This is a genomic window from Nostoc sp., assembly GCF_036916735.1.
GTDB lineage: Bacteria > Cyanobacteriota > Cyanobacteriia > Cyanobacteriales > Nostocaceae > Nostoc.
This window is the reverse complement of record NZ_JBALFV010000002.1, coordinates 120,208-138,990: the sequence shown is the minus strand read 5'-3', so window position 1 is coordinate 138,990 and position 18,783 is coordinate 120,208. Positions and strand designations below refer to the sequence as shown.

Genomic DNA, 18,783 nt, shown 5'->3' with positions numbered 1-18,783 from the left:
CTTTTTCTTCTCAGAATATTTTTTAAAACTGCATCTCTGGTGTAATCAAAAGTATGCAGTTATTGTGTTGCCCCTCCACTCTCCTCGTTGTCTGAAGGGTACTTCAGAGTCATAAACTGTTCATCACTATCAGAAGGATACTTTTTTGTTACTCCATCTTCTTGATCAGATGGGTGCTTTCGAGTTTCGACAGTTGTATGTTTCTCCTTCTTGGTTACACGACAATTTCCGCCGCCAATCCCTTCTGATTCTTGATCAGATAGGTCTTCAAAGCTTTGCCCTTCTAAAAATCTGGCAAAGAAGGGTACTGCTTGTGAATTCAGTTCTTCTGGTTTGTTTTCAGACATAATTTTCTCCTACAGTTAAGTAAAAATAAATCTGCCTCATATTCCGCACTTCAAAATGTTATACATTAATACTTCAATAAATATTACAAATAACTGTTAATATCATTAAGTATTAACACTGCTATTGTCTAGGCTTTTGGCAATGCCGATAGCGAGTATTGTCTGCGACATGCTCTTGCGTTCGAGCGTCATAGCCCGTCGTAGACATCGCTATTCAACTACCATTAGTCTAAAACTTGTAATTTGGTATATTACAACATGAAGTGCAAAATCTGGGATTTACACTGATAACTATCATGCTACATAGTGTTTTATTTATGTAGTCATAAACTTAGTCTTGTAATTATTTGTAACATTTAAGTAAATATATCGCTTTTGCCGCTCCCTTTGTGAAGAAAGGCAGAAAACTTTACGCTACGATATCCGCTTTTCGGTCAAAATACCTTTCTGTATTCTGACCGAACTGCAATTCGCAGTTCGCAATGGGCTACGCCCTGCTACGTTCGCAAAGCGTCTCGTAGAGAAGAGAGCAATTTTCACGTAATTGATAATTGATTCATCCTTCTCTACAAGACGTTACACGAACGCGTTAGAGCAACTAATTTTAATTATGAAAAAAACTTACTTATACACGTAGTATCAATCCCAATGTACTGCAATGCAATATCGAGTTTAATCCCGATCGCATGGGTAATTTAAGCAATAAAATTCCCTCTATTTTGATTTTATGCTCTAATTTTGGGCAAAAGCTCAATAATAGAAATCATACCAATCTGATTTTCATCACGGCCATTTGCAACAATTTTTCAATAAGAGGTTGAATCTATGACAGCAAAAGCAACTTATCAGTTTGCAGGTAAGACGATTCTTATTACTGGTGGTGCAGGAGATATTGGCAAAGCAACTGCACACCGTTTTGCTGCGAATGGGGCAGGAATAGCGCTGCTAGATTTGAATGAACCGAAGATGGCAGATGTAGCTGGGGAACTAAAACGTTACAACGTTCCAGTTGGCATGTTTTGCTGTGATGTTACAGCTGGTGATGATGTTGCCAAAACTTTTATTAGCGCTGTAAAGCAATTTGGGCAAATCGACTATGTATTTAATAATGCGGGTTATCAAGGAGTATTTGCCAAGACTGACGAATATCCTGAAGACGACTTTCAAAAGGTGATTAACATTAATGTTGTCGGCGTTTTCCACATTCTCAAAGCGGCTGCACAACAATTACGCGATGCAGGTGGAGGGGCGATCGTTAATATGGCGAGTTATGCAGGGGTGGTTGGCCCACCAAATATGTTGGCTTATGCCGCTTCTAAGTTTGCTGTCATTGGTATTACTCAAACGGCAGCGAAAGACTTAGCACCTTACGGCATTCGGGTAAATGCACTCTCCCCTGCGTTGATTGGCCCTGGTTTTATGTGGACGCGGCAAACCGAATTGCAAGCAGCAGTTGGGTCACAATACTTTGATGCCGATCCCAAGGTAGTTGAGCAACAGATGATCAATTCCGTGCCAATGCGGCGTTTGGGAAGTTTGTCAGAGGTGGCGAATGGGGTCGCGTTTTTGATGAGCGAAGAGGCAAGCTACATTACTGGGTTTAACTTGGAGGTTACTGGGGGATAATAGAAATTTAAAAATAATTGAGCAAATATTATATCTTTGGACATATACTCAAAATCATCTAGCCATGCAATTTATAAATACATAGTTTTTGCAAGTAGTATATAAGACAACCTTTTTTATAGCGGCGCGATCGCAAATTAGACCTGGCTGCTCATGCTGCTTGGCTCTATGCCTGGAATGCTGCGTTACATCAAGACGGCTTCATCAATGACGATGAGGTGACTGAATTGATTGAACTGGGAGCAGTAGGAGAAATTGCAGGTTGGGCTTACAGCGATCGTGGAGTGAATGGCACTAAGAAAAGCTCTAAGCTATACTGAATAAGGGCTACAGCTTTGAAAGTTATTGAACAGTGAAGGAGGAGTCAGGCGATTGTCCTTGATACAGTGTTATGGAAGCGATCACTTCCACTGTAGTTTGCGATCGCAGGCGGGCAGGTACACCATCGCTGTACGTTGCTTGAGAGAGTGAAATCAGATGTACAAGTTGTCTAAAAATTTCTTGTAGGTAGAAAAAGCTTACTCGTTCATGAAATACTTTCATTAATACGAATAAGCCAACAACATAAATACTACTGTGACACTGCCAGTACGAATCTAAGCGCAAAAATTTAGTCAAAGTTTGGGACTACCCTTTAAAGAACTGTTACCAGAATCTGTAATTGAGCAAGCTTTGACTGAGCTAAAAATTAAGTACCATCAGCGATTATTTGACACGGCAGTCTGCTCAAGTCGGGAAACCCGCCCACACGGCTGCCTCCCAATAGTAACACTGTGGGCGTTTTTATCTCAGGTTTTGGATACGGATAAAAGTTGCCATAATGCCGTGAGTAAAATAATTGCCTATTTAGCAGGGCAAGGAATAGAACTTCCGTCAACTGATACAAGTGGTTACTGTCAAGCTAGAGCAAGATTACCAGATAAATTATTAGAAAAACTTTTTAGTAAGGCTGGACAAAGCTTAGAAGAAAAAGTAACAACAGAATATTTATGGTGCGGTCAAAAGGTGAAAGTGATAGATGGGTCAACTGTCTCCATGCCTGACACTGTGGAAAACCAATCATGCTACCCTCAGCCAAAGACTCAAAAAGCTAGATGTGGTTTTCCAATTGCAAAAATTGGTGTGATATTAAGTTTAGCAACGGGAGCCGTTGTCGCTTTTGGCATCGATGTTTTGAACACTCATGATATTAAATTAGCTAGAAAGTTGTATCAGTTTCTTAAGCTCTTAGACATCCTTTTAGGAGACAGAGCCTTTTGTACTTATGCTGATTTGGTTGCTATTAAAAAACTGGATTGTGATGCACTATTCCGTAAACATCAATCCCGAACGACATCAATGCGAAAGGGAAAAATTGTTGGAGATTGTGACAAGTTAGTTACTTGGTACAAACCTAAAATCTGTCCTAAAGGATTGAGTAAAGATGAATTTGACGCTCTACCACAAACTATAGCTGTAGGAGAAATTTACTATTACATTGTTATTCTTGGTTTCCGGGCAGAAAATTTGCCGAAATTTGAAGCCCTCACCGTCAGATCGATACTTTTAAAGTAAATATTATCTTTGTGACCTTCTGTCGGCTGAATTTTTGGCAAGTAGCACTATAACAGTAATTGGAGCGAAGAAGATTCCAAGGAAAAACCATAGCCATGCGTTGCGACCAGTATTCTGAGCCCACAATGCACAAAATGCTCCAACACAAAGTATCGCAATACTTCCAGCTTGCCTAACACCGTCTTCTAGGTTGGAGACTTGATACTTTAAACTTGTGACTTCTGACTCTAAACTTGTAACTTTTGATTCTAAGTTTGCAATTTCTGATTCTAAGTTTGTGGTGTTCGGTGCATTTTGCTGGGCAATCCAAAAGCTTATTTCTGAATACCTTATATGAGTGCCTTGAATTAGATGAACAAAATCTCCCTCTTTACCCGTGCTGATATAACTTGCCATGATTCCACCTTTATAATTTAGTACGAGGCAATTAAGTTGTTATATAAAGCTTATTTGATGTTGTCTTAACTGTAACCGTTCACAGGATTTGAAACGCTATAGAGAAAAATGGTATTCTCCATCCCATGCCAACTTCCAAAATCCCCCCCTGCTCCCTGGCCATAGCAACCTAATATAAAATGCGGATTAGTATAAGAATTGTAACCTTTCAATTCTCAGCAGGAATTTCTGATGAACTTCTTGACTCACGTTCTGCATCTAGCTGGTTCAGGTGCCTTTGCCTATTACTCTGCTGCTCAAATTCGTGATTCTAAAACCCGCCCTAACATCCTTGCGGGGTTTCAGTTGGCAGAATCTGGCTCTGTGCCGTTTTTATCTGCACTTAGCGATCGCGCATCTGCCGAAGGCGATACATGGCTAGGCGAAGAACTAGCAAAACATGCATCAGATGAAACTAGGCATGGTCACATTTTTGCCCACGCCTTAAAACAGCTGAATAAACAAGTGATAGATTTCAAGCGTCAACCCCAAACTACATCTACAAAAAAATCACAACAGCGTAGTCCCTTTTTTGCAGCATTCTTTGAAGGCTATACCCAAGAACAGCTAAAACCAGCTGTCATTGACTGGGATGTATTTATGGCTAGCACATACATTCTGGAGTTAGATGCTAGCAAAGACTTTGAGCGAATGGCGAAAGTATTACCTGATAATGAGCCAAGCGCTCGTAACTTGAAGTTAGGAATGCTAAGTATTGCCCAAGATGAAACTGGACATGCTGCTTATCTCTACGAAGCGATGATGCAACGGATGTCTGTGGCTGAAGTGCAAAAACTCGTAGATATGTGGCGAACCCGCAAGGTAAACGCTTTGTTGGCAATGGTTGGCGGTATATTTCAGGGTAATGGTGAAACGCGATCGCTAGTCCAGGATAGTGCGCCGTCGGAAATCGATTCTGAGTTGCTAGCTACGTCATAATGAAAAATTGAATTGAGAACATTCAACATTTAGCTTGAAAGGCAAGAGATAAACCTCTTGCCTTGTTAAAATTCACAAAATTAACTATGAAAGCTGAAGTAGAAAATAATCGCAGGCTGACTTGTGAAGTAGAAACTACCTTAAAAGTGATTGGCGGACGCTGGAAAGTTTTGATTATTAGAGAATTAATGACTGGCGTAAAACGGTTTGGTGAGTTGCAACGGGCTTTACCTGGAGTTACGCAAAAGATGCTTACCCAGCAACTCAGAGAAATGGAGGAAGACGGTATTATTCATCGAGAAGTTTATCCCCAAATTCCGCCCAAAGTGGAATATTCTCTGACGCCTTTAGGAGAAACTTTACAACCAATTCTTTATGCTATGCATGAATGGGCTGTGCAACGATTAGCTCTACAAAATCACCATTAATATTGATTGAGCGTAGGTAATAAATAATAATTGCTAACCTATAATTTTAGCTAGCAAATTCCTCCAAATTACGAATAACGAATTATTTTATTAGTTATTTTTTAAATATTCAATCGCTGCCTCTAATTTTGAGGGGTAACTTTCAGCAAACCTTTCAAACCAAAGTCCTTCGGAAGAAAGTGGATCTACTTTAGCTAACCATTCTTTTGCTTCCACTTTTAAAGCCTTTAGTTGTTTGGCTTTGAGCTGTTCTTGTCGAATTCCTTCTTGTTCTAATTCTTGCTGTCTTTTTAACTCAATAGCAGCATCCTCTTTAGCAAAATCAGCTTTAATTTCTGCCAAAAGGTTATCCATTAAAGATGCCGACTTTGGCGATAATGGAATAAACGATTTGGCTATGGCTGATTTTGACTGCTGTTCTGGTTGTACTTCTTTGTATTCGGCTTGGAGTTCAGCTAATAGCTTATCAATGGAATCCATTTTGGCAATTCCTAAAAAAAATGGTATGGCTAGTCATTAATGGCATTAAGTAGTACTTCCGATAGACTCATATCTTCCATATCTTCCATAGTAATTGTGTCACAGATATCAAACTTAGCACCAGCACTTTGGAGTTCATCGTCTAAGACTTTGAGAAAACGAGTAGCTTGGGGATCTGTACCGACTTGAATAAAGGAAATGGCCAATTCTTCATCTCGATCTATGTTGCGAGAAGCTTCAATAATCACCTTCATGACCGCTTTGCGATCGTCTGGTTCACCATCAGTAACCACTAAAATTGTTTCACCATTTGGCTTGGTTTGACGGGCTGCTTTACGTTGAAAGAAATCATCAGTCGCATGTTTTAACACACCTGCTAAGTCAGTTGTTCCAGAGGGATCATTTTCTTGAAAAATTTGTGCTACCTTGCTGGATGTCACATTTTCATATCGCTTAAATTTACCAGAAAATACATAAATATTGATACCATCTGGGTCAAATTGCTCACACTTACTAGCTAAAGCTAAAGTAGATTCCTGTGCTGCAACCCATCTAGTTCTACCACCCTTTTGATCTTTAGTTGCCATGCTGCCGCTTTTATCGATAATCAAGGTATAATCACGATTTTCTAGCATTATTCAATTCTCCAATTAAAAGTCAATTAATTTTGGATTTTGGACTTCGGCTCCTTTCGGCTTTGCTCAAGGCAAGTCGCTCAGTCGAACGATTTTGGATTTTAGATTAACTGTAACCTAGAAAAGGGTATGGAAAATAAATTTGGGATTTGAATTTTCATAGTTGAAACTAGTCGATCTCAAACCAGATTTAACTTTTGAATCCTTCAATCCAAAATTTAAAATTAATCAGTTATTGCGTTCGTCAATACATCTACAAGGCTCATTTCTTCTAAGTCGTCTAAAGTAACCGTGTCACAAATATCAAATTTAGCACCAACACTTTGCAACTGATCATCCAAAGCTTTGAGGAACTTAGTTGCTTGGGCATCTGAACCCACTTGAATGATCGAAATTCCTAATTCTTCATCACGTTCCATTTGGCGAGTTGCATGAATGATCGCTTCAAATACAGCTTTGCGATCATCTGGTTCACCATCGGTGATAACTAAAATTGTCTCTCCGTTTGGCTTGCTTTTGCCGACAGCTTTGCGTTGAAAGTAGTTATTGAGTGCATCCTGAAGTACAGCTGCTAAATTTGTCGTTCCAGAAGGGTCATTTTCGAGAAATATCTGTGCGACTTTGGCTGAGGTGACATCATCGTAGCGTTTAAATCTACCAGAAAACAAGTACACCGTAATGCCATCGGGGTCAAACTGTTCGGCCTTTCTTGCCAAAGCGAGAGTAGACTCTTGGGCAATCTCCCATCTACTTCTACCACCCACTTGATCGGGTGTGGACATACTACCGCTTTTGTCAATGATTAATGTGTAGTCGCGATCGCTCATCATAATATTCCTATGATTGTTACCCTGATGGTTCTAGTCTAGTCTACGATTTTGACGATATAGCTATCTGTACCTGACCAAGTTGCAATCTGCTGTAAGTGCGATCGCCTAGTATCTTAGGGACTTCCAATTAAAAAAATATCCTATCGGTGTGTAGGCAGACGGGCAAAATTATCTGCTAGGTAAACCATTAATCCTTTTTATCGCTGAACCAGATCGCCGAACCTTCATGAAGCAACTGGTAAATTTGCAGCAGGTGCAGGATTGGGAAGTCTATCTACAGCCACGAGGAAGTATAGGTTTTCCGCTCGAATCAGGATGGTTGTTATGTATGATTCACAACTTTTTAAGAAAGTGGCGAGTTTGAATTCCCCATTGATTCAATTCTGACTCTTGTATTCAAAATAGCTGAATTCTTCAAAAATCCCATAAATCACCCAGTAGCTCAAAAGTAACGTCTGCGTGATATGAAACCAATCCCAATTACACATATACCGAATAGTGTTGCGTTAGTTCTTAGTTCTGAAACTTTCTGTGGCGTCTGGAAGGAACCACTCAAAAAAGCTTGACCTCTCAAGAGAGCAGTTGGATTTTGATCGAGTGACTCAATTTCATTAAAGTTAAATATACCTGTAGCACCGCTAAACTTGCCTGCACCACCGGTGATAGTTATAGTACCAGAACCTACTAATTGGCGGTTGATAAAGTCAAATGAAGCACTAGCGCTACTGCTGCCAAATAATTTATCATTACCACTGCCAAAAAACTCGTCTCTGCCGATTGGTAAGCCTTGCAAACCAAATTTTGCTGGGTCTTGAACGAACACAAGATTTCCAGTATTGGGGTCAACTCGGCTGTAGTTGTCTATACTTAAAAAGTTAGTCAGCCCGTATGCAGCATCAGAATTAAAGCCTGAGACGAATGCTTTTGATACGTCGGTTGATGGAATAGGTGTCAGAGTAACTTCTGTGTTGTATACTACATCGAATGGAAACGTAGTTTGGGCGATCGCTTTTGCCGTACTCGCACCCACGCCCAGTAAAGAAAAAACTAGGGGAATAAGACACACCTGAGCATATAGTTGCAGTGCCATTTAAAAGCCTCCCGGATCAAAAAATATTGATTTTTACAACGAACAAAATCTTTATTTACTAAAAGCCAGAGAATAAGTTCTTTGGCGTGTAAACAAAGAGGTGCAAAATTGCAATTTGATTTTTCAGCAGTTCTTCAAACATCATCTCATGCAATTCCACCGTTAGCGCAGATATTTTGCCCAGTCATCCATCGTGCTTTATAACTTGCCAGAAATGCAACTACGCCAGCAATTTCTTGTACCTGGTTTTCAAGTGATAATAAATTGCGTTACAGATTTCTCGCGTATCAGTGGTGCAAAGATGGCCACGCTTTTTCGCTTGTGGAATCAGAAGAGTAAGGATTCTCCATTCAGCATTGCTGAGGTGGGTAGAATATGCCTTGCGAAACATTCTTACACAGTAAATATACTCTCTATTCGCATTCTACAGTTAGTCTTCTACCCAATTGTTTGCTCTTTAGATTTACTTTATAAATAGTCTCTAACGTAATTCGTAATTTTAATACTGTAAGTAAAAACAAAGTATCTTCCCTACCAGTACCTACTTTTGCTTCAAACCCTTCTCGAAGTAGTAATTACGAATTACGAATTATTAATTATGTAAATACCTCCACTTCTTCAGGAACTTTCATTTGGTCGAGAATTCCCCAAATTTCTTGTAACATCGGCTCTAACCCGGTGCGGGTAACTGCTGAAATCACAAAAACCGGGGCATAGGAGAGATGATTAAGTTGAGTGGCTAACGCCTCCAAATCGACAATTTCCCGATCAACTGCATCAATTTTGTTCAGCGCTAAAATTTGCGGGCGTTCTGCTAAACCCCGTCCATAAGCTTGTAATTCTTCTTTAATTGTGTTATATTCTCGAACCACATCATCACTGGTGGCATCAATTAAGTGAAGTAGCACTCGCGTGCGCTCGATATGGCGCAAGAAATCGTGTCCCAGTCCTGCACCTTGAGACGCACCCTCAATTAATCCGGGAATATCGGCGAAAACAGTACCATCGCCAGTAGGTTTTTGCACTACACCCAAATTTGGAATGAGGGTAGTAAACGGGTAGTCTGCAATTTTTGGACGTGCTGCTGATAAAGATGAAATTAGAGTGGATTTACCAGCATTTGGTAAACCAATAATCCCCACTTCTGCCAAAAGTTTTAACTCTAGACGCAACTGCTTTATTTCCCCTGGTAATCCTGGGAGGGCGTATTCTGGGGCGCGGTTACGGTTACTCAAGAAATGCTGATTTCCTAGTCCGCCTTTACCACCTTGGACAATCAGCAAAGTCTGGTTAGGCTCAATTAAATCCCCCAGCAATTCGCCAGTTTTAGCATCATAAATGGTTGTACCACAGGGGACTTCGATAATTAAATCCTTTCCTGCTGCTCCAGTGCAGTTATTTGGACCACCACGACTGCCTTTTTCTGCCTGAAAGCGATGGTTATATCTGAAGTCCAGCAAGGTTTGCAGGTTTTCGTCGGCAACGAAAAATACCGAACCGCCTCGTCCTCCATTACCACCAGAGGGGCCACCAGTCGGCACGTATTTTTCTCGCCGGAAGGCGACAATACCATCGCCGCCCTTACCAGCTTCAACTTCAATTTTTGCTTGGTCGATAAATTGCATACTTAAATAATAGTGAAAAGTGAGGAGTTAGGAATTAGGAGTTAAAAGTTATAACTCCTCACTCTTCACTTTAACTAAATATATGGTGCAATATCTTCACCACATTTATCTGCTAGATAAGAGAGGGCGCGGAAACGTAAGCCCACCAGTTGTTCATACAACGGGTTGATTTTACACATTGGTGGTATATGGACAATCTTGCGTCCAAACAAAGTGACATCCCGCTCAAAGGGACATTGAGAAGGAATCATTTTACACAAAAAGCGGGCTACTCTTGGGTCTTGGATATCTAGCCTATCCAGCCAGTCGCGCAGGGGGTGTAGTGCATTAATTTGACGCTTTGTAAGCCCAGTGCTGGCAATAGTCGGGGTAAGCTGTGGATGTTCTAGGGTGTAGCGAAGGGCTTCTAGTAAATTCTCTGGCTGTTCTAAGGCTTGGCAGAACTGATGCAGAACCTGATCTTCGCTGGGAGAATAAGTACCATCTGCGATCGCTACCATCACTGCTGTCCTTAAAAAATTTTCCGCAGCTGGGGTACCTTTACCCAAAACTGCGGCTAATTCTTCCGGCGTAATGACCTCTAGTAAGTCCCATTGAATCTTAGGAGCTAACTCGTTTTTGGTGATGCTGGCAATTAATTCTTGCTCTTGAGCATCAAAATTACCATCTGCCCAAGCAATGGTGAGCAGTCCACGCAACCAAGCAGCAATCTGTTCGCTGCTGTAGGGGGATTGAACGGTACTTGTCATAAACTCATGTCTCAAGCTTTCGTCAGTCACTACTAAGCTACCCTACCTGGCACTAGGAAGATAGTGGAGTCAATACAGAATAATCAAGAAAGCACGTAGGCATAGTTGCCTCAAGAAATAAATTAGAGAAGTTTTAAAATCACAACAGTCGGTCTTGGGGTAAAATCCATCTGAGACTAATCTTGAGAATTATTTCTACTTAATCTGAAAAAGGAGATTTAATCTGTGTAGTAGAGGTATTCGTTGTAGAGGTATTCATGAATTAAACTCTAATCATCCTCGGCATCATTCCAGAAACACTACTAATTCTCCTCTGGGCTAGAGCTGGTGAGCTTCAGGCAGCAGATCCAATTATTATAGTAGATCCTAAATCATCTGAGATTATTGCAGTGAACACTTACCAATTTGATTAACTTGCTACTGCAAAATCTTCTTATATAGGCTGTTGTTGATGAGGAATTATCGTCCACAACTGGTTACGCACCTACACAAGAAAGGTATATATAATGTTTTTATTTGGCATTGAGCATGAAGTAGCTTTCCTAAATAAAGAAGGAAAGTTTGCTGATTTTTCCCACACCAAATTTGCTGATTTAAATCAAATTATTGAAAGGTTACCTACATACCCCAGCGACTATCCTCAACTACGCGTTGGCGATGCGGGTATTAAGATGAAAAGATGGTATATTGAGGGATTTGAAAGATTTGCAGATTCTGACAAGGTGATAGACTGTCATACTAAAGGTATCGAAATTAGAACAACTATACATTCTGATATTCAAGGTGCTATTACTGAATTATCAGAAAGTTTTCATTTGCTAAGTGAGGTTGCTGCTGACTTTGGTTTTTCACCAGTTTTAGTTAGTTTTAATCCCTATAATCCGGTTTTTGAGCCTCAACCCCCATTAAACGGTTACGAAATAAAACAGCTAGAGGCTTATCCTGATGAACAAACTGCTAATATTCACATGGTGTCATACGGCCCAGATTTAAATATTTCAATGGCAAATTTGTCTACTGAAGATGTGATTGATGTTGGCAAAAAGTTAACTTATTACAGTCCCTATATTGTTCCTTTTAGTTATAGTTCCCCTTTTTATAAGGGAGGATTATGGGATGGTTTATCAGTACGAACATTTATCAGAACTGGAAAAAGACCAGCAACCCTGGTTTTTCTTCAGAAACAAGAACAAATGGTTGATAGTATACCTTCCTTAACAAAAATTGCCCGCATTCCGGCTGAAGTGGGACGCATTGAATTTAAGGCTTGTGATAGTTGCGATAACTTTTTAATTTATGCAGCTTTACTAACATTATTGAAAGGTTTGGTGTTAGATGAAACCTTAGTAGGTAGAGCAACTGTACCCGATGCAATCTTACACCAACTTTCTGCAAAAGAGGGATTTGACAACGAGGATATTTTTGGGAATGCGACAAAAGTATTGCAAGCAGCCGAAGTTGCTTTAGGAGATGATCCAGATGTTCATTATTTAACGCTGTTAAAAGTGCTGCTAGCAAAGCGAAAAACAAGATCCCATGAATTAATAGAAATGTTCCATCGCCTAAGTTCAATAGAAGAAGTAATAAGACAGACTTATCAGTAGCGAAGATTTATAACTTTAAAGTTTATGTAGTAAAAGTAATAATTGGTGTTATATAATTAACTCCTTTAATGCTGATGCAGCTTCAGTACAAATATCTTTATCTATGTATTATTCTGATGTAGAATGAACGAAATAACTACCTATTCACTCGATCCATACCCATTGCAATCGCACCATTGCAACGGATGTTGGCCTTTTCTAAAATCAGCACATCTATATTAAGATTCGCTAGCTTTGCCTTGACAACTGCCATTTTTTCTGCGGTACTACTGCCAATGACTAGTACACCTGTTTTAACTTATAGGGGATTGATATTCATATCTAAATCTCTAAATTCGTTATAGAATTTTATGTAACATTAGTATTTTTTATTTCAAATTTATATGAATAAGTAGTACAAGCAAGATCGGGCAAAAGTTTTTCTACTGGGAAGCATATAAAATGTGTAAATTACAAGCTAACTGAAGATAATAGTAGAGCCATTAGCTTGACAAAAACGTATTAAATCGATATACCTAGAGATTGATTTTATTATAACTAAAGATGTAGTAAATTTCATTCTAGAGATTGATGCAGGCGTTAGTATTTTCAAAGTATAAGTAGAAACAGGGAATCTTGAGAGAAGATTGTCACATAAAAAACGTCAATGATTTTGCTAAAGAGTTAAAGTGATATTTGTTTATTATCCTTTAACTAATTTAATGCAGAAATTTTAAGACAATTTCTTCGTCAAGTTCGTTTTTAAAGAACTTTTAGATTGAAATGTATCTGGCTCTTTTTATTACTCTTTACCAAGTAAGGTGTGATCTGCCGCTATTTTAGTCAAAGTTCTGCGTTGTTAAAGCTGTTATCGAGGATTTCAAATGAAAATGATTGCTTCTGTTTTAAGTCCAGTACGCTTCCTAGTTGTGGCTTTTACTTGCGCCTTATTATTGTTATCTAGTGCTTTTCCTGCTTTTGCGATCGATAGCTACCAAAGTGACCCTACTGAAGCTACTACACAACTACTTGACATTCAAGCTAAAACTGATGAAGCCGCTAAAGAACCACCAGAAGGATTGAAAAAAACTCAAAAAGAGGCTAACGAAGGTCTTAATGAGGTTCAGGGAGCTGCTGATATTGACAAGCAGAAGCGTCCAGAAAATTCCCAGGCTGCAACATCTGTTGAAGAAAATATAAAGAATGCATTGGAGAAAGTTACAGGTAAGAAATAAATTAATAGTCCTGGTAATTTTCCGGTAGTAATGGGTGATTGTGTAAAAGCAGTCACCCATTACTAATTAGTACTGTTATGGAGACTACAATTTAATTATAAAAATATGTCCACCCTGAGCATCTATGGTTAAACTGGATTTGCATAGTTTTGATTAAAAATATCTTAATTAATAATTATATTTAGTATATTTTATTGTTATAGCTGAAAAAATCAATAAAGTTTGCTAATTACTAGAAAATTGGCTTAATACTACCTATTAAGGCATAGGCATAATTATCAATGGGTTAATTAATTCAAGCTGACAATGTTACCTTTGGTTGATGTGGATTATGTTGAAAATTTGAGAAGTTAGTAGATAAGTTTGCTTAGGGATGGAAAACAATGCGTTCGATAAACATTGGTTTGACTGAAGAACAGCGTCAAGGTGTAATTAATCTGTTAAATCAAGATTTGGCAGATGCTTATCTACTGTTGGTAAAAACCAAAAAGTACCACTGGGATGTCGTTGGGCCTCAGTTCCGCTCTTTGCACCAGCTTTGGGAAGAACACTACCAAACGCTGACTCTAAATATTGATGCTTTGGCAGAACGGGTTCGTACTTTGGGCGGTTATCCAGTTGGCTCATTGGAGGGATTTCTCAAGATTGCTACCCTCAAGGAACATGCTGGTAACGTTCCCACAGCAACGGGGATGGTATCTAATCTAGTCAACGATCACGAGCAAGTTATTCGTAATTTAAGGGATCATGTAGATAACTCTGGCGAGCAGTTCCACGATCAGGGAACTGCTGACTTTCTGACTGGACTGATGGAACAACATGAGGAAATGGCTTGGATGCTACGTTCATTCATTGAAGGCGAAGCAATAGGCCCAGATGGTAGACAGCCAGCAGAAGGGGTCAAGACTCCTGTAGGTGTGTAGCTCATAACGTCTGAATGGAGAATGGTTGTCTGTAAAACCAGTTAGAAGGAGAAATCAATCCTCCTTCTAACTGGTGTGAAGGAATTAATCCACTTGCATCTACCTATTCACTATATTCATTGCCAAAACAATATAGTACAAACCAAACAGGGGGTTTTAAGTGTCAGAAGTATATAAAGCAGAACGTACTATCTCTGCTGTATTTAAAGAACAAAAGCAAATTGATGATGTGATTCGACGTTTATTAGACAGAAGTGTGCCTAGAGATCATATTTCGGTCATGGGCAGAAACTTCCAGTCCGAAACTAGAATCGCTGGCTTTATTAGTAAAAAAGATGTGATTCTGGGAGGTTTGAGAACAGGGGCAGTTTTTGGTTCTTTGTTTGGTTCGTTTCTCAGCTTGCTCACGGGTGTAGGCGTACTGTTTATTCCTTTTGTCGGTCCAATCGTAGCAGCAGGGCCTATTGGTGCAGTGCTGTTGGGGGCTGCTAGTGGAGCGATCGCAGGTAGTGCTGGTGCCGGTCTAGTATCGGTTTTAACTACTTTGGGGATGCCAGAAGATAAAGCGGCTATCTACCAAACCCGCTTACAAGCTGGCGAGTTCTTACTAATGGCAGAAGTCCCGAGCGATCGCACTGGCGAATTTCAATTGTTGCTTGAAACTGCTGGTGGCGAAGAAATTCACACGATTGAAAAAACCTTTGCTCGCCCTTGTCCTGGACAGTGCAACAGCCCACAAGACTTGTCTCCTGAAGTTCGCGCTCATCTTTCTGATGAAGCTCAACGCACCTTCATTGAGCGCTATAATACTGTTTTCAATGAGAAAAATGACGAGTTTACAGCTGAACAAGCCGCCTGGGAGTCTGTTCATCAGCAGTATGATGAAGATGAAAACGGTGTTTGGTCAAAAGCTAAGGTTAAAGCTTAAAGATTTTCAAAAAATAAATTATCCAATTTTATAGGGTGGGTAATCCTTCTGGGTTTTCTTTAGTTAAGAGCGGGCGAGATGCCCACCGTACAAGCAGATGAATATAGATACTCGTGGGACACGGCATTGCCGTGTCCCTACCCGTGAGCATCACTATATCTGCGGTTTTAAATCTTTATCAGGGCAATTTATAGCTACTAACACGCAGATTTAACTGACCTTGACGCGGGTTCTGGCTGAATATAAATGCTCCTTCTTCACTTTCCCTGCTAGATAAAAAGTCGATCTGTTGCTCTCCTGTTTCTGTCACTTTGCCGTTAATTAGTAACTCACCCATAATTTGAACTGATTCGGCTGTGTCTCCTCCATTATTGACAACTTCAAAGGGAACATAAAACTGCCCATTAATTTCCCGAATTGTTTGTTTTTTGGTGACAGAAAGGACGGGAGGTTGATTCTTTTCGTTCAGCCAAGTGTAGCCTACCAGACTCACAATGATTGCTAAAATAAGTGAGGCAATGCTAAATGTGACCCACTCAGCTATTGAGCGTGATGGTTGTTCTGTTTTAGTCATATTGCTAACCTGCCGGCTGCACCGCCAATAGTAGCAGGTAAGCCCAGCATCAACGTGTGATCTAACCACATTGTCCAAGGGTCGCTAAAAGTTAACTTTTGAAAGAACCACAGCATAAAAGCGCTTGCTAGCAGTGATACTAGGTAGGACATAGTAGTTTCGCTCGATGGTCGTTGGAAAATTCCCTTTTGCTGTTTCCGCTTTTGCTGGTTAGAAAAACCTGCCTGAAATACAATGCCATAAGAAATCAGCAAAGATGTGGCGATCATTGCCAACTGCCAAGGTGGCGAAGCTGCGGCTGCAAGCATAGGTATTTCATCTGTTGGAGCAATGTTAAATGCAATTATGGTTGCACCAATCAGAGTTCCACCGACATCAGCAAAGGTGGCGTATAACTCATCCCCTTTGTTCTTGGTTGTACTGTTTACCTGATCGCTTCCTTGTGCTTCTACATTCCCATTTTTAGTATCTCCTAAAAGCTGGTTAGCTAATGCTACACCGAGAGCGAAGGGCACACTTTCAAAGATGATTTTACCTAAAGATTCCTTTAGGGAGGTTTCTAGCGTCAATTCTCGTAATAGTAGCAGCACAAAGGCAGAGCAAGCTAGTCCGATCGCGATCGCTTCTACGGTATCCATTGCAGCTTGAGTAGTTAGCCAGCTATATCTGCGTTTGCGAAAGCCTTCTGTCAGATTGAGCAAGTAAACCACAATAAACATGAATGCGATCGCCATCATCATTAGTTGTGGTTTGACCAATGATCCAATCCACCAAACCTCCATTGTATATAGTAAAGGTATACCAAATAAAAAGCCTCCGCAACCACCGCGAATGATGTCATTAATCTCATTCCTCCATACATTTTTTTGACTTTTTGTTGCCACTCCTTTAGTTTCCTTTTGTTGAAAATTTCCTTTTACTTATACTAATTCTCTATGAAGGTGCATATAGCAGTTCTAAATCCTTTTAATATTTTTTCAGTTGGTGTTCCGTTGCACTCCGTATCTATCTTAAGATATATAATCTATTAAATTATTGTATCGGTTGATAGAAGTTCAAAATAATATAGTACTGTTAATTTATGTAATAGGTTAATCAACTACAAGCTGGAAATAAAAACCATGAGTGCCGAAAAAAGAGTAGAAGCTACTGCAAAAAATATTGAAGGGAAAATTCAAGAGATTGTGGGTGAAATAACTGGTAATCCACAAGATAAAGCTGAAGGACAAACAAAGCAAGCCGAAGCCCAAGTTGCTCACACTGTAGAAAACATTAAAGACGAACTTAAGAAGACTTTAGACTAATTTAGTTTTTGCAGTGTAAATAGAAATAGTAAACTAGCAATAAATTTATTACTCCACTAATTTTTATTAAGTGGAGTTTTTTGGTTGTTGGTGTAATAATAGTTGAAACAATCCCACCACCCTGACGACCAGGATAAATAACTTTCGATAGAACTCCAGCAATTAAACCTAGAATTATCCAAGTAATTATTTTAGCAATAATAATGTCCAGCTTAATTTCTTTTATCAAAAAAGTTAATAACTAGCTTATAACTTACAATAATGTTTCCCTTCTACCCGAAAATAAGTATTTAACTTTAATAAAAATTGATGCCAGTTATGCTAATTAGATTGCACTTTGTTACCAATAACTACAACCTTAATAATTGTCTGACTTTTCACGTTATCTGAAAAACCTCACTTCTATTTCTCTCTCCTAAAAGGCTACGGTGTATACACAGAAACTATTGAGAATAAAATCCTTTTGTTGACATGATGCGTTTGCCCTAAGGGATTAGAGGGTTAGGTTTTCGTGGACTTTTGCAATGTGAAAAGTCAGTAATGATTGTAAGTCTTATCTACACGGGTACATACGCGCTAGCGGCTTCCTTTGAAATACCTTTAAGATGGGAAAATATCAAGAATTATTCCTCCGAATCAATCGTCGTGACTGTTATTCTTGCAAAGTGGACGATTGAAGAATATCACCGCATGATTGATGCTGGCATTTTGAGCGATCGCAAAGTAGAACTACTTAAGAGAGAAATTGTCGAAATGTCGAAAATGCAAGAAAAAGTTTTAATTGTATTGCACCCTAACTCTTCCCTTTATAAGGATAGGGGACTAGATAGCATTTGACTGAGTTATTGCATCAATATTTGACGGCTTAAAATACTTTTGCTCAGATAGATTCACAGGGGCTGCGTTGTTGCCTTGGGTTGGTAAATACTGCTTTTGTTGTGATTTGGCAAACTTTTTTTCTGGTGCAATGATCATAACTTGTACCAATTCTGTATGAAGATGCGCTTATAGTGCAACAAAAAAGAACGAACCACCAAGAGCGCCAAGTAGACCAAGAAATAATCAATTAAGAGATTTGGCGCAGCTTCACAAAGAAATGGTATTGACTCCAATTGTAGGGGTTAAATGAAAGGCAATGTTTACGACGGGCTACGCCTACACAAATTCTTGGGCGAGGGCGATCGCCTTTATTATTTCAATATGTAGTATATTTTTATATTTATTAATATTATTTAAGTATTTTTACACAGATTTAAGCATGAGAAATTGGTGTAAATTTATGTGCGATGTCTTTTGACTCGCCGATGCAGCCTCTACACTTTGTATCAATTCAATTCTTGCGATCGCTATACGGCCCTTCTCCTAAAGAAGACGCACTCGCGTTCGGGCATCCTACGGCAGGCGTTGGCAAAGCCATCGCTTTTGTATTTAATAAAAGCAAGTTTGCTAAGTTCCTATATTAAACTTCTTGCATGAATCAATGAGCTTTCACCTAAAT

General features: G+C 39.4%; 22 protein-coding genes and 3 pseudogenes. 11 read left to right on the top strand and 14 right to left on the bottom strand.

Annotated features, from left to right (window positions below; all coding sequences use genetic code 11):
• Positions 1 to 59: 59 nt before the first annotated feature.
• Positions 60 to 347, bottom strand: a complete 288-nt coding sequence (locus V7L20_RS01560; RefSeq protein WP_334742370.1) for a microviridin/marinostatin family tricyclic proteinase inhibitor — start codon at positions 345 to 347, stop codon at positions 60 to 62.
• Between the two features lie 825 nt (positions 348 to 1,172).
• On the opposite strand from V7L20_RS01560, the gene V7L20_RS01555 reads away from it, so the two are divergent.
• The gene (locus tag V7L20_RS01555; protein ID WP_334742369.1) at positions 1,173 to 1,973 is read left to right on the top strand and encodes an SDR family NAD(P)-dependent oxidoreductase; all 801 of its coding nucleotides are present in this window, start codon (positions 1,173 to 1,175) and stop codon (positions 1,971 to 1,973) included.
• 342 nt (positions 1,974 to 2,315) lie between these two features.
• Here V7L20_RS01555 and V7L20_RS01550 read toward each other — a convergent pair whose 3' ends face one another.
• Positions 2,316 to 2,591: a hypothetical protein gene (locus V7L20_RS01550; RefSeq protein WP_334742368.1), complete on the bottom strand. Its 276-nt coding sequence runs from the start codon at positions 2,589 to 2,591 to the stop codon at positions 2,316 to 2,318.
• A 177-nt stretch (positions 2,592 to 2,768) separates the two neighbouring features.
• Between V7L20_RS01550 and V7L20_RS01545 the strand changes: the two genes are divergently transcribed.
• Entirely contained in the window at positions 2,769 to 3,527 is a 759-nt protein-coding gene (locus V7L20_RS01545) for a transposase (protein WP_334742367.1), read from the top strand.
• Between the two features lie 3 nt (positions 3,528 to 3,530).
• On the opposite strand, the gene V7L20_RS01540 is transcribed toward V7L20_RS01545, so the two are convergent.
• Entirely contained in the window at positions 3,531 to 3,923 is a 393-nt protein-coding gene (locus tag V7L20_RS01540) for a hypothetical protein (RefSeq protein WP_334742366.1), read from the bottom strand.
• Positions 3,924 to 4,154: 231 nt separating this feature from the next.
• Here V7L20_RS01540 and V7L20_RS01535 point away from each other — a divergent pair, with 231 nt between their 5' ends.
• On the top strand, positions 4,155 to 4,901 hold the full coding sequence (locus V7L20_RS01535; RefSeq protein WP_334742365.1) for a ferritin-like domain-containing protein: 747 nt from the start codon (positions 4,155 to 4,157) through the stop codon (positions 4,899 to 4,901).
• Positions 4,902 to 4,987: 86 nt separating this feature from the next.
• Positions 4,988 to 5,329 carry a winged helix-turn-helix transcriptional regulator gene (locus V7L20_RS01530; protein ID WP_334742364.1) on the top strand — a complete coding sequence of 114 codons (342 nt, stop codon included), beginning with the start codon at positions 4,988 to 4,990 and terminating at the stop codon, positions 5,327 to 5,329.
• Positions 5,330 to 5,419: 90 nt separating this feature from the next.
• Here V7L20_RS01530 and V7L20_RS01525 read toward each other — a convergent pair whose 3' ends face one another.
• From V7L20_RS01525 to V7L20_RS01490, 8 genes and pseudogenes are all read right to left on the bottom strand, one after another.
• Positions 5,420 to 5,809 carry a salt stress protein, Slr1339 family gene (locus V7L20_RS01525; RefSeq protein WP_334742363.1) on the bottom strand — a complete coding sequence of 130 codons (390 nt, stop codon included), beginning with the start codon at positions 5,807 to 5,809 and terminating at the stop codon, positions 5,420 to 5,422.
• 29 nt (positions 5,810 to 5,838) lie between these two features.
• On the bottom strand, positions 5,839 to 6,444 hold the full coding sequence (locus tag V7L20_RS01520; RefSeq protein ID WP_334742362.1) for a vWA domain-containing protein: 606 nt from the start codon (positions 6,442 to 6,444) through the stop codon (positions 5,839 to 5,841).
• A gap of 224 nt (positions 6,445 to 6,668) precedes the next feature.
• Positions 6,669 to 7,274, bottom strand: coding sequence for a vWA domain-containing protein (locus tag V7L20_RS01515; RefSeq protein ID WP_334742361.1), 606 nt, complete (start codon positions 7,272 to 7,274; stop codon positions 6,669 to 6,671).
• Positions 7,275 to 7,716: 442 nt separating this feature from the next.
• The gene (locus tag V7L20_RS01510) at positions 7,717 to 8,364 is read right to left on the bottom strand and encodes a hypothetical protein (protein WP_334742360.1); all 648 of its coding nucleotides are present in this window, start codon (positions 8,362 to 8,364) and stop codon (positions 7,717 to 7,719) included.
• A gap of 146 nt (positions 8,365 to 8,510) precedes the next feature.
• On the bottom strand, positions 8,511 to 8,576 hold the full coding sequence (locus tag V7L20_RS01505) for a hypothetical protein (RefSeq protein ID WP_334742427.1): 66 nt from the start codon (positions 8,574 to 8,576) through the stop codon (positions 8,511 to 8,513).
• A 32-nt stretch (positions 8,577 to 8,608) separates the two neighbouring features.
• Positions 8,609 to 8,755 (bottom strand): annotated as a pseudogene (locus tag V7L20_RS01500) (transposase); the annotation flags it as partial.
• Positions 8,756 to 8,960: 205 nt separating this feature from the next.
• On the bottom strand, positions 8,961 to 9,989 hold the full coding sequence (gene obgE / locus V7L20_RS01495) for a GTPase ObgE (protein WP_334742359.1): 1,029 nt from the start codon (positions 9,987 to 9,989) through the stop codon (positions 8,961 to 8,963).
• A 74-nt stretch (positions 9,990 to 10,063) separates the two neighbouring features.
• The gene (locus V7L20_RS01490; protein ID WP_334742358.1) at positions 10,064 to 10,738 is read right to left on the bottom strand and encodes a Mo-dependent nitrogenase C-terminal domain-containing protein; all 675 of its coding nucleotides are present in this window, start codon (positions 10,736 to 10,738) and stop codon (positions 10,064 to 10,066) included.
• A 506-nt stretch (positions 10,739 to 11,244) separates the two neighbouring features.
• On the opposite strand from V7L20_RS01490, the gene V7L20_RS01485 reads away from it, so the two are divergent.
• The 4 genes from V7L20_RS01485 (at position 11,245) to V7L20_RS01470 (ending at position 15,407) form a co-directional block, all read left to right on the top strand.
• The gene (locus V7L20_RS01485) at positions 11,245 to 12,342 is read left to right on the top strand and encodes a glutamate--cysteine ligase (protein WP_334742357.1); all 1,098 of its coding nucleotides are present in this window, start codon (positions 11,245 to 11,247) and stop codon (positions 12,340 to 12,342) included.
• A gap of 863 nt (positions 12,343 to 13,205) precedes the next feature.
• Positions 13,206 to 13,556, top strand: a complete 351-nt coding sequence (locus V7L20_RS01480; RefSeq protein WP_334742356.1) for a hypothetical protein — start codon at positions 13,206 to 13,208, stop codon at positions 13,554 to 13,556.
• A gap of 383 nt (positions 13,557 to 13,939) precedes the next feature.
• Entirely contained in the window at positions 13,940 to 14,479 is a 540-nt protein-coding gene (locus V7L20_RS01475; protein WP_334742355.1) for a Dps family protein, read from the top strand.
• Between the two features lie 160 nt (positions 14,480 to 14,639).
• The gene (locus V7L20_RS01470) at positions 14,640 to 15,407 is read left to right on the top strand and encodes a ChaB family protein (RefSeq protein ID WP_334742354.1); all 768 of its coding nucleotides are present in this window, start codon (positions 14,640 to 14,642) and stop codon (positions 15,405 to 15,407) included.
• 178 nt (positions 15,408 to 15,585) lie between these two features.
• Here the strand turns inward: V7L20_RS01470 and V7L20_RS01465 are convergent, their stop codons facing one another.
• Positions 15,586 to 15,981 carry a TIGR02588 family protein gene (locus tag V7L20_RS01465; protein ID WP_334742353.1) on the bottom strand — a complete coding sequence of 132 codons (396 nt, stop codon included), beginning with the start codon at positions 15,979 to 15,981 and terminating at the stop codon, positions 15,586 to 15,588.
• Entirely contained in the window at positions 15,978 to 16,865 is an 888-nt protein-coding gene (locus V7L20_RS01460; protein ID WP_334742352.1) for a TIGR02587 family membrane protein, read from the bottom strand. The genes V7L20_RS01465 and V7L20_RS01460 overlap by 4 nt, the downstream gene beginning before the upstream one ends.
• Before the next feature lie 237 nt (positions 16,866 to 17,102).
• On the opposite strand from V7L20_RS01460, the gene V7L20_RS01455 reads away from it, so the two are divergent.
• Positions 17,103 to 17,285: a CsbD family protein gene (locus V7L20_RS01455; RefSeq protein ID WP_334742351.1), complete on the top strand. Its 183-nt coding sequence runs from the start codon at positions 17,103 to 17,105 to the stop codon at positions 17,283 to 17,285.
• Between the two features lie 94 nt (positions 17,286 to 17,379).
• Here the strand turns inward: V7L20_RS01455 and V7L20_RS01450 are convergent.
• Positions 17,380 to 17,475: pseudogene (locus tag V7L20_RS01450) on the bottom strand (GlsB/YeaQ/YmgE family stress response membrane protein); the annotation flags it as partial.
• Positions 17,476 to 17,930: 455 nt separating this feature from the next.
• Here V7L20_RS01450 and V7L20_RS01445 point away from each other — a divergent pair.
• Together V7L20_RS01445 and V7L20_RS01440 are read left to right on the top strand one after the other, a co-directional pair.
• Positions 17,931 to 18,044, top strand: a pseudogene (locus V7L20_RS01445) (Uma2 family endonuclease); the annotation flags it as partial.
• 527 nt (positions 18,045 to 18,571) lie between these two features.
• Entirely contained in the window at positions 18,572 to 18,748 is a 177-nt protein-coding gene (locus tag V7L20_RS01440) for a hypothetical protein (protein ID WP_334742350.1), read from the top strand.
• Positions 18,749 to 18,783 lie beyond the last annotated feature (35 nt).

Coding starts and splice junctions, on each gene's coding strand:
- V7L20_RS01560 (WP_334742370.1), bottom strand. CDS start 347: ATGTCTGAAAACAAACCAGAAGAACTGAATTCACAAGCAGTACCCTTC.
- V7L20_RS01555 (WP_334742369.1), top strand. CDS start 1,173: ATGACAGCAAAAGCAACTTATCAGTTTGCAGGTAAGACGATTCTTATT.
- V7L20_RS01540 (WP_334742366.1), bottom strand. CDS start 3,923: ATGGCAAGTTATATCAGCACGGGTAAAGAGGGAGATTTTGTTCATCTA.
- V7L20_RS01535 (WP_334742365.1), top strand. CDS start 4,155: ATGAACTTCTTGACTCACGTTCTGCATCTAGCTGGTTCAGGTGCCTTT.
- V7L20_RS01530 (WP_334742364.1), top strand. CDS start 4,988: ATGAAAGCTGAAGTAGAAAATAATCGCAGGCTGACTTGTGAAGTAGAA.
- V7L20_RS01525 (WP_334742363.1), bottom strand. CDS start 5,809: ATGGATTCCATTGATAAGCTATTAGCTGAACTCCAAGCCGAATACAAA.
- V7L20_RS01520 (WP_334742362.1), bottom strand. CDS start 6,444: ATGCTAGAAAATCGTGATTATACCTTGATTATCGATAAAAGCGGCAGC.
- V7L20_RS01515 (WP_334742361.1), bottom strand. CDS start 7,274: ATGATGAGCGATCGCGACTACACATTAATCATTGACAAAAGCGGTAGT.
- V7L20_RS01510 (WP_334742360.1), bottom strand. CDS start 8,364: ATGGCACTGCAACTATATGCTCAGGTGTGTCTTATTCCCCTAGTTTTT.
- obgE (WP_334742359.1), bottom strand. CDS start 9,989: ATGCAATTTATCGACCAAGCAAAAATTGAAGTTGAAGCTGGTAAGGGC.
- V7L20_RS01490 (WP_334742358.1), bottom strand. CDS start 10,738: ATGACAAGTACCGTTCAATCCCCCTACAGCAGCGAACAGATTGCTGCT.
- V7L20_RS01485 (WP_334742357.1), top strand. CDS start 11,245: ATGTTTTTATTTGGCATTGAGCATGAAGTAGCTTTCCTAAATAAAGAA.
- V7L20_RS01480 (WP_334742356.1), top strand. CDS start 13,206: ATGAAAATGATTGCTTCTGTTTTAAGTCCAGTACGCTTCCTAGTTGTG.
- V7L20_RS01475 (WP_334742355.1), top strand. CDS start 13,940: ATGCGTTCGATAAACATTGGTTTGACTGAAGAACAGCGTCAAGGTGTA.
- V7L20_RS01465 (WP_334742353.1), bottom strand. CDS start 15,981: ATGACTAAAACAGAACAACCATCACGCTCAATAGCTGAGTGGGTCACA.
- V7L20_RS01455 (WP_334742351.1), top strand. CDS start 17,103: ATGAGTGCCGAAAAAAGAGTAGAAGCTACTGCAAAAAATATTGAAGGG.
- V7L20_RS01440 (WP_334742350.1), top strand. CDS start 18,572: ATGTCTTTTGACTCGCCGATGCAGCCTCTACACTTTGTATCAATTCAA.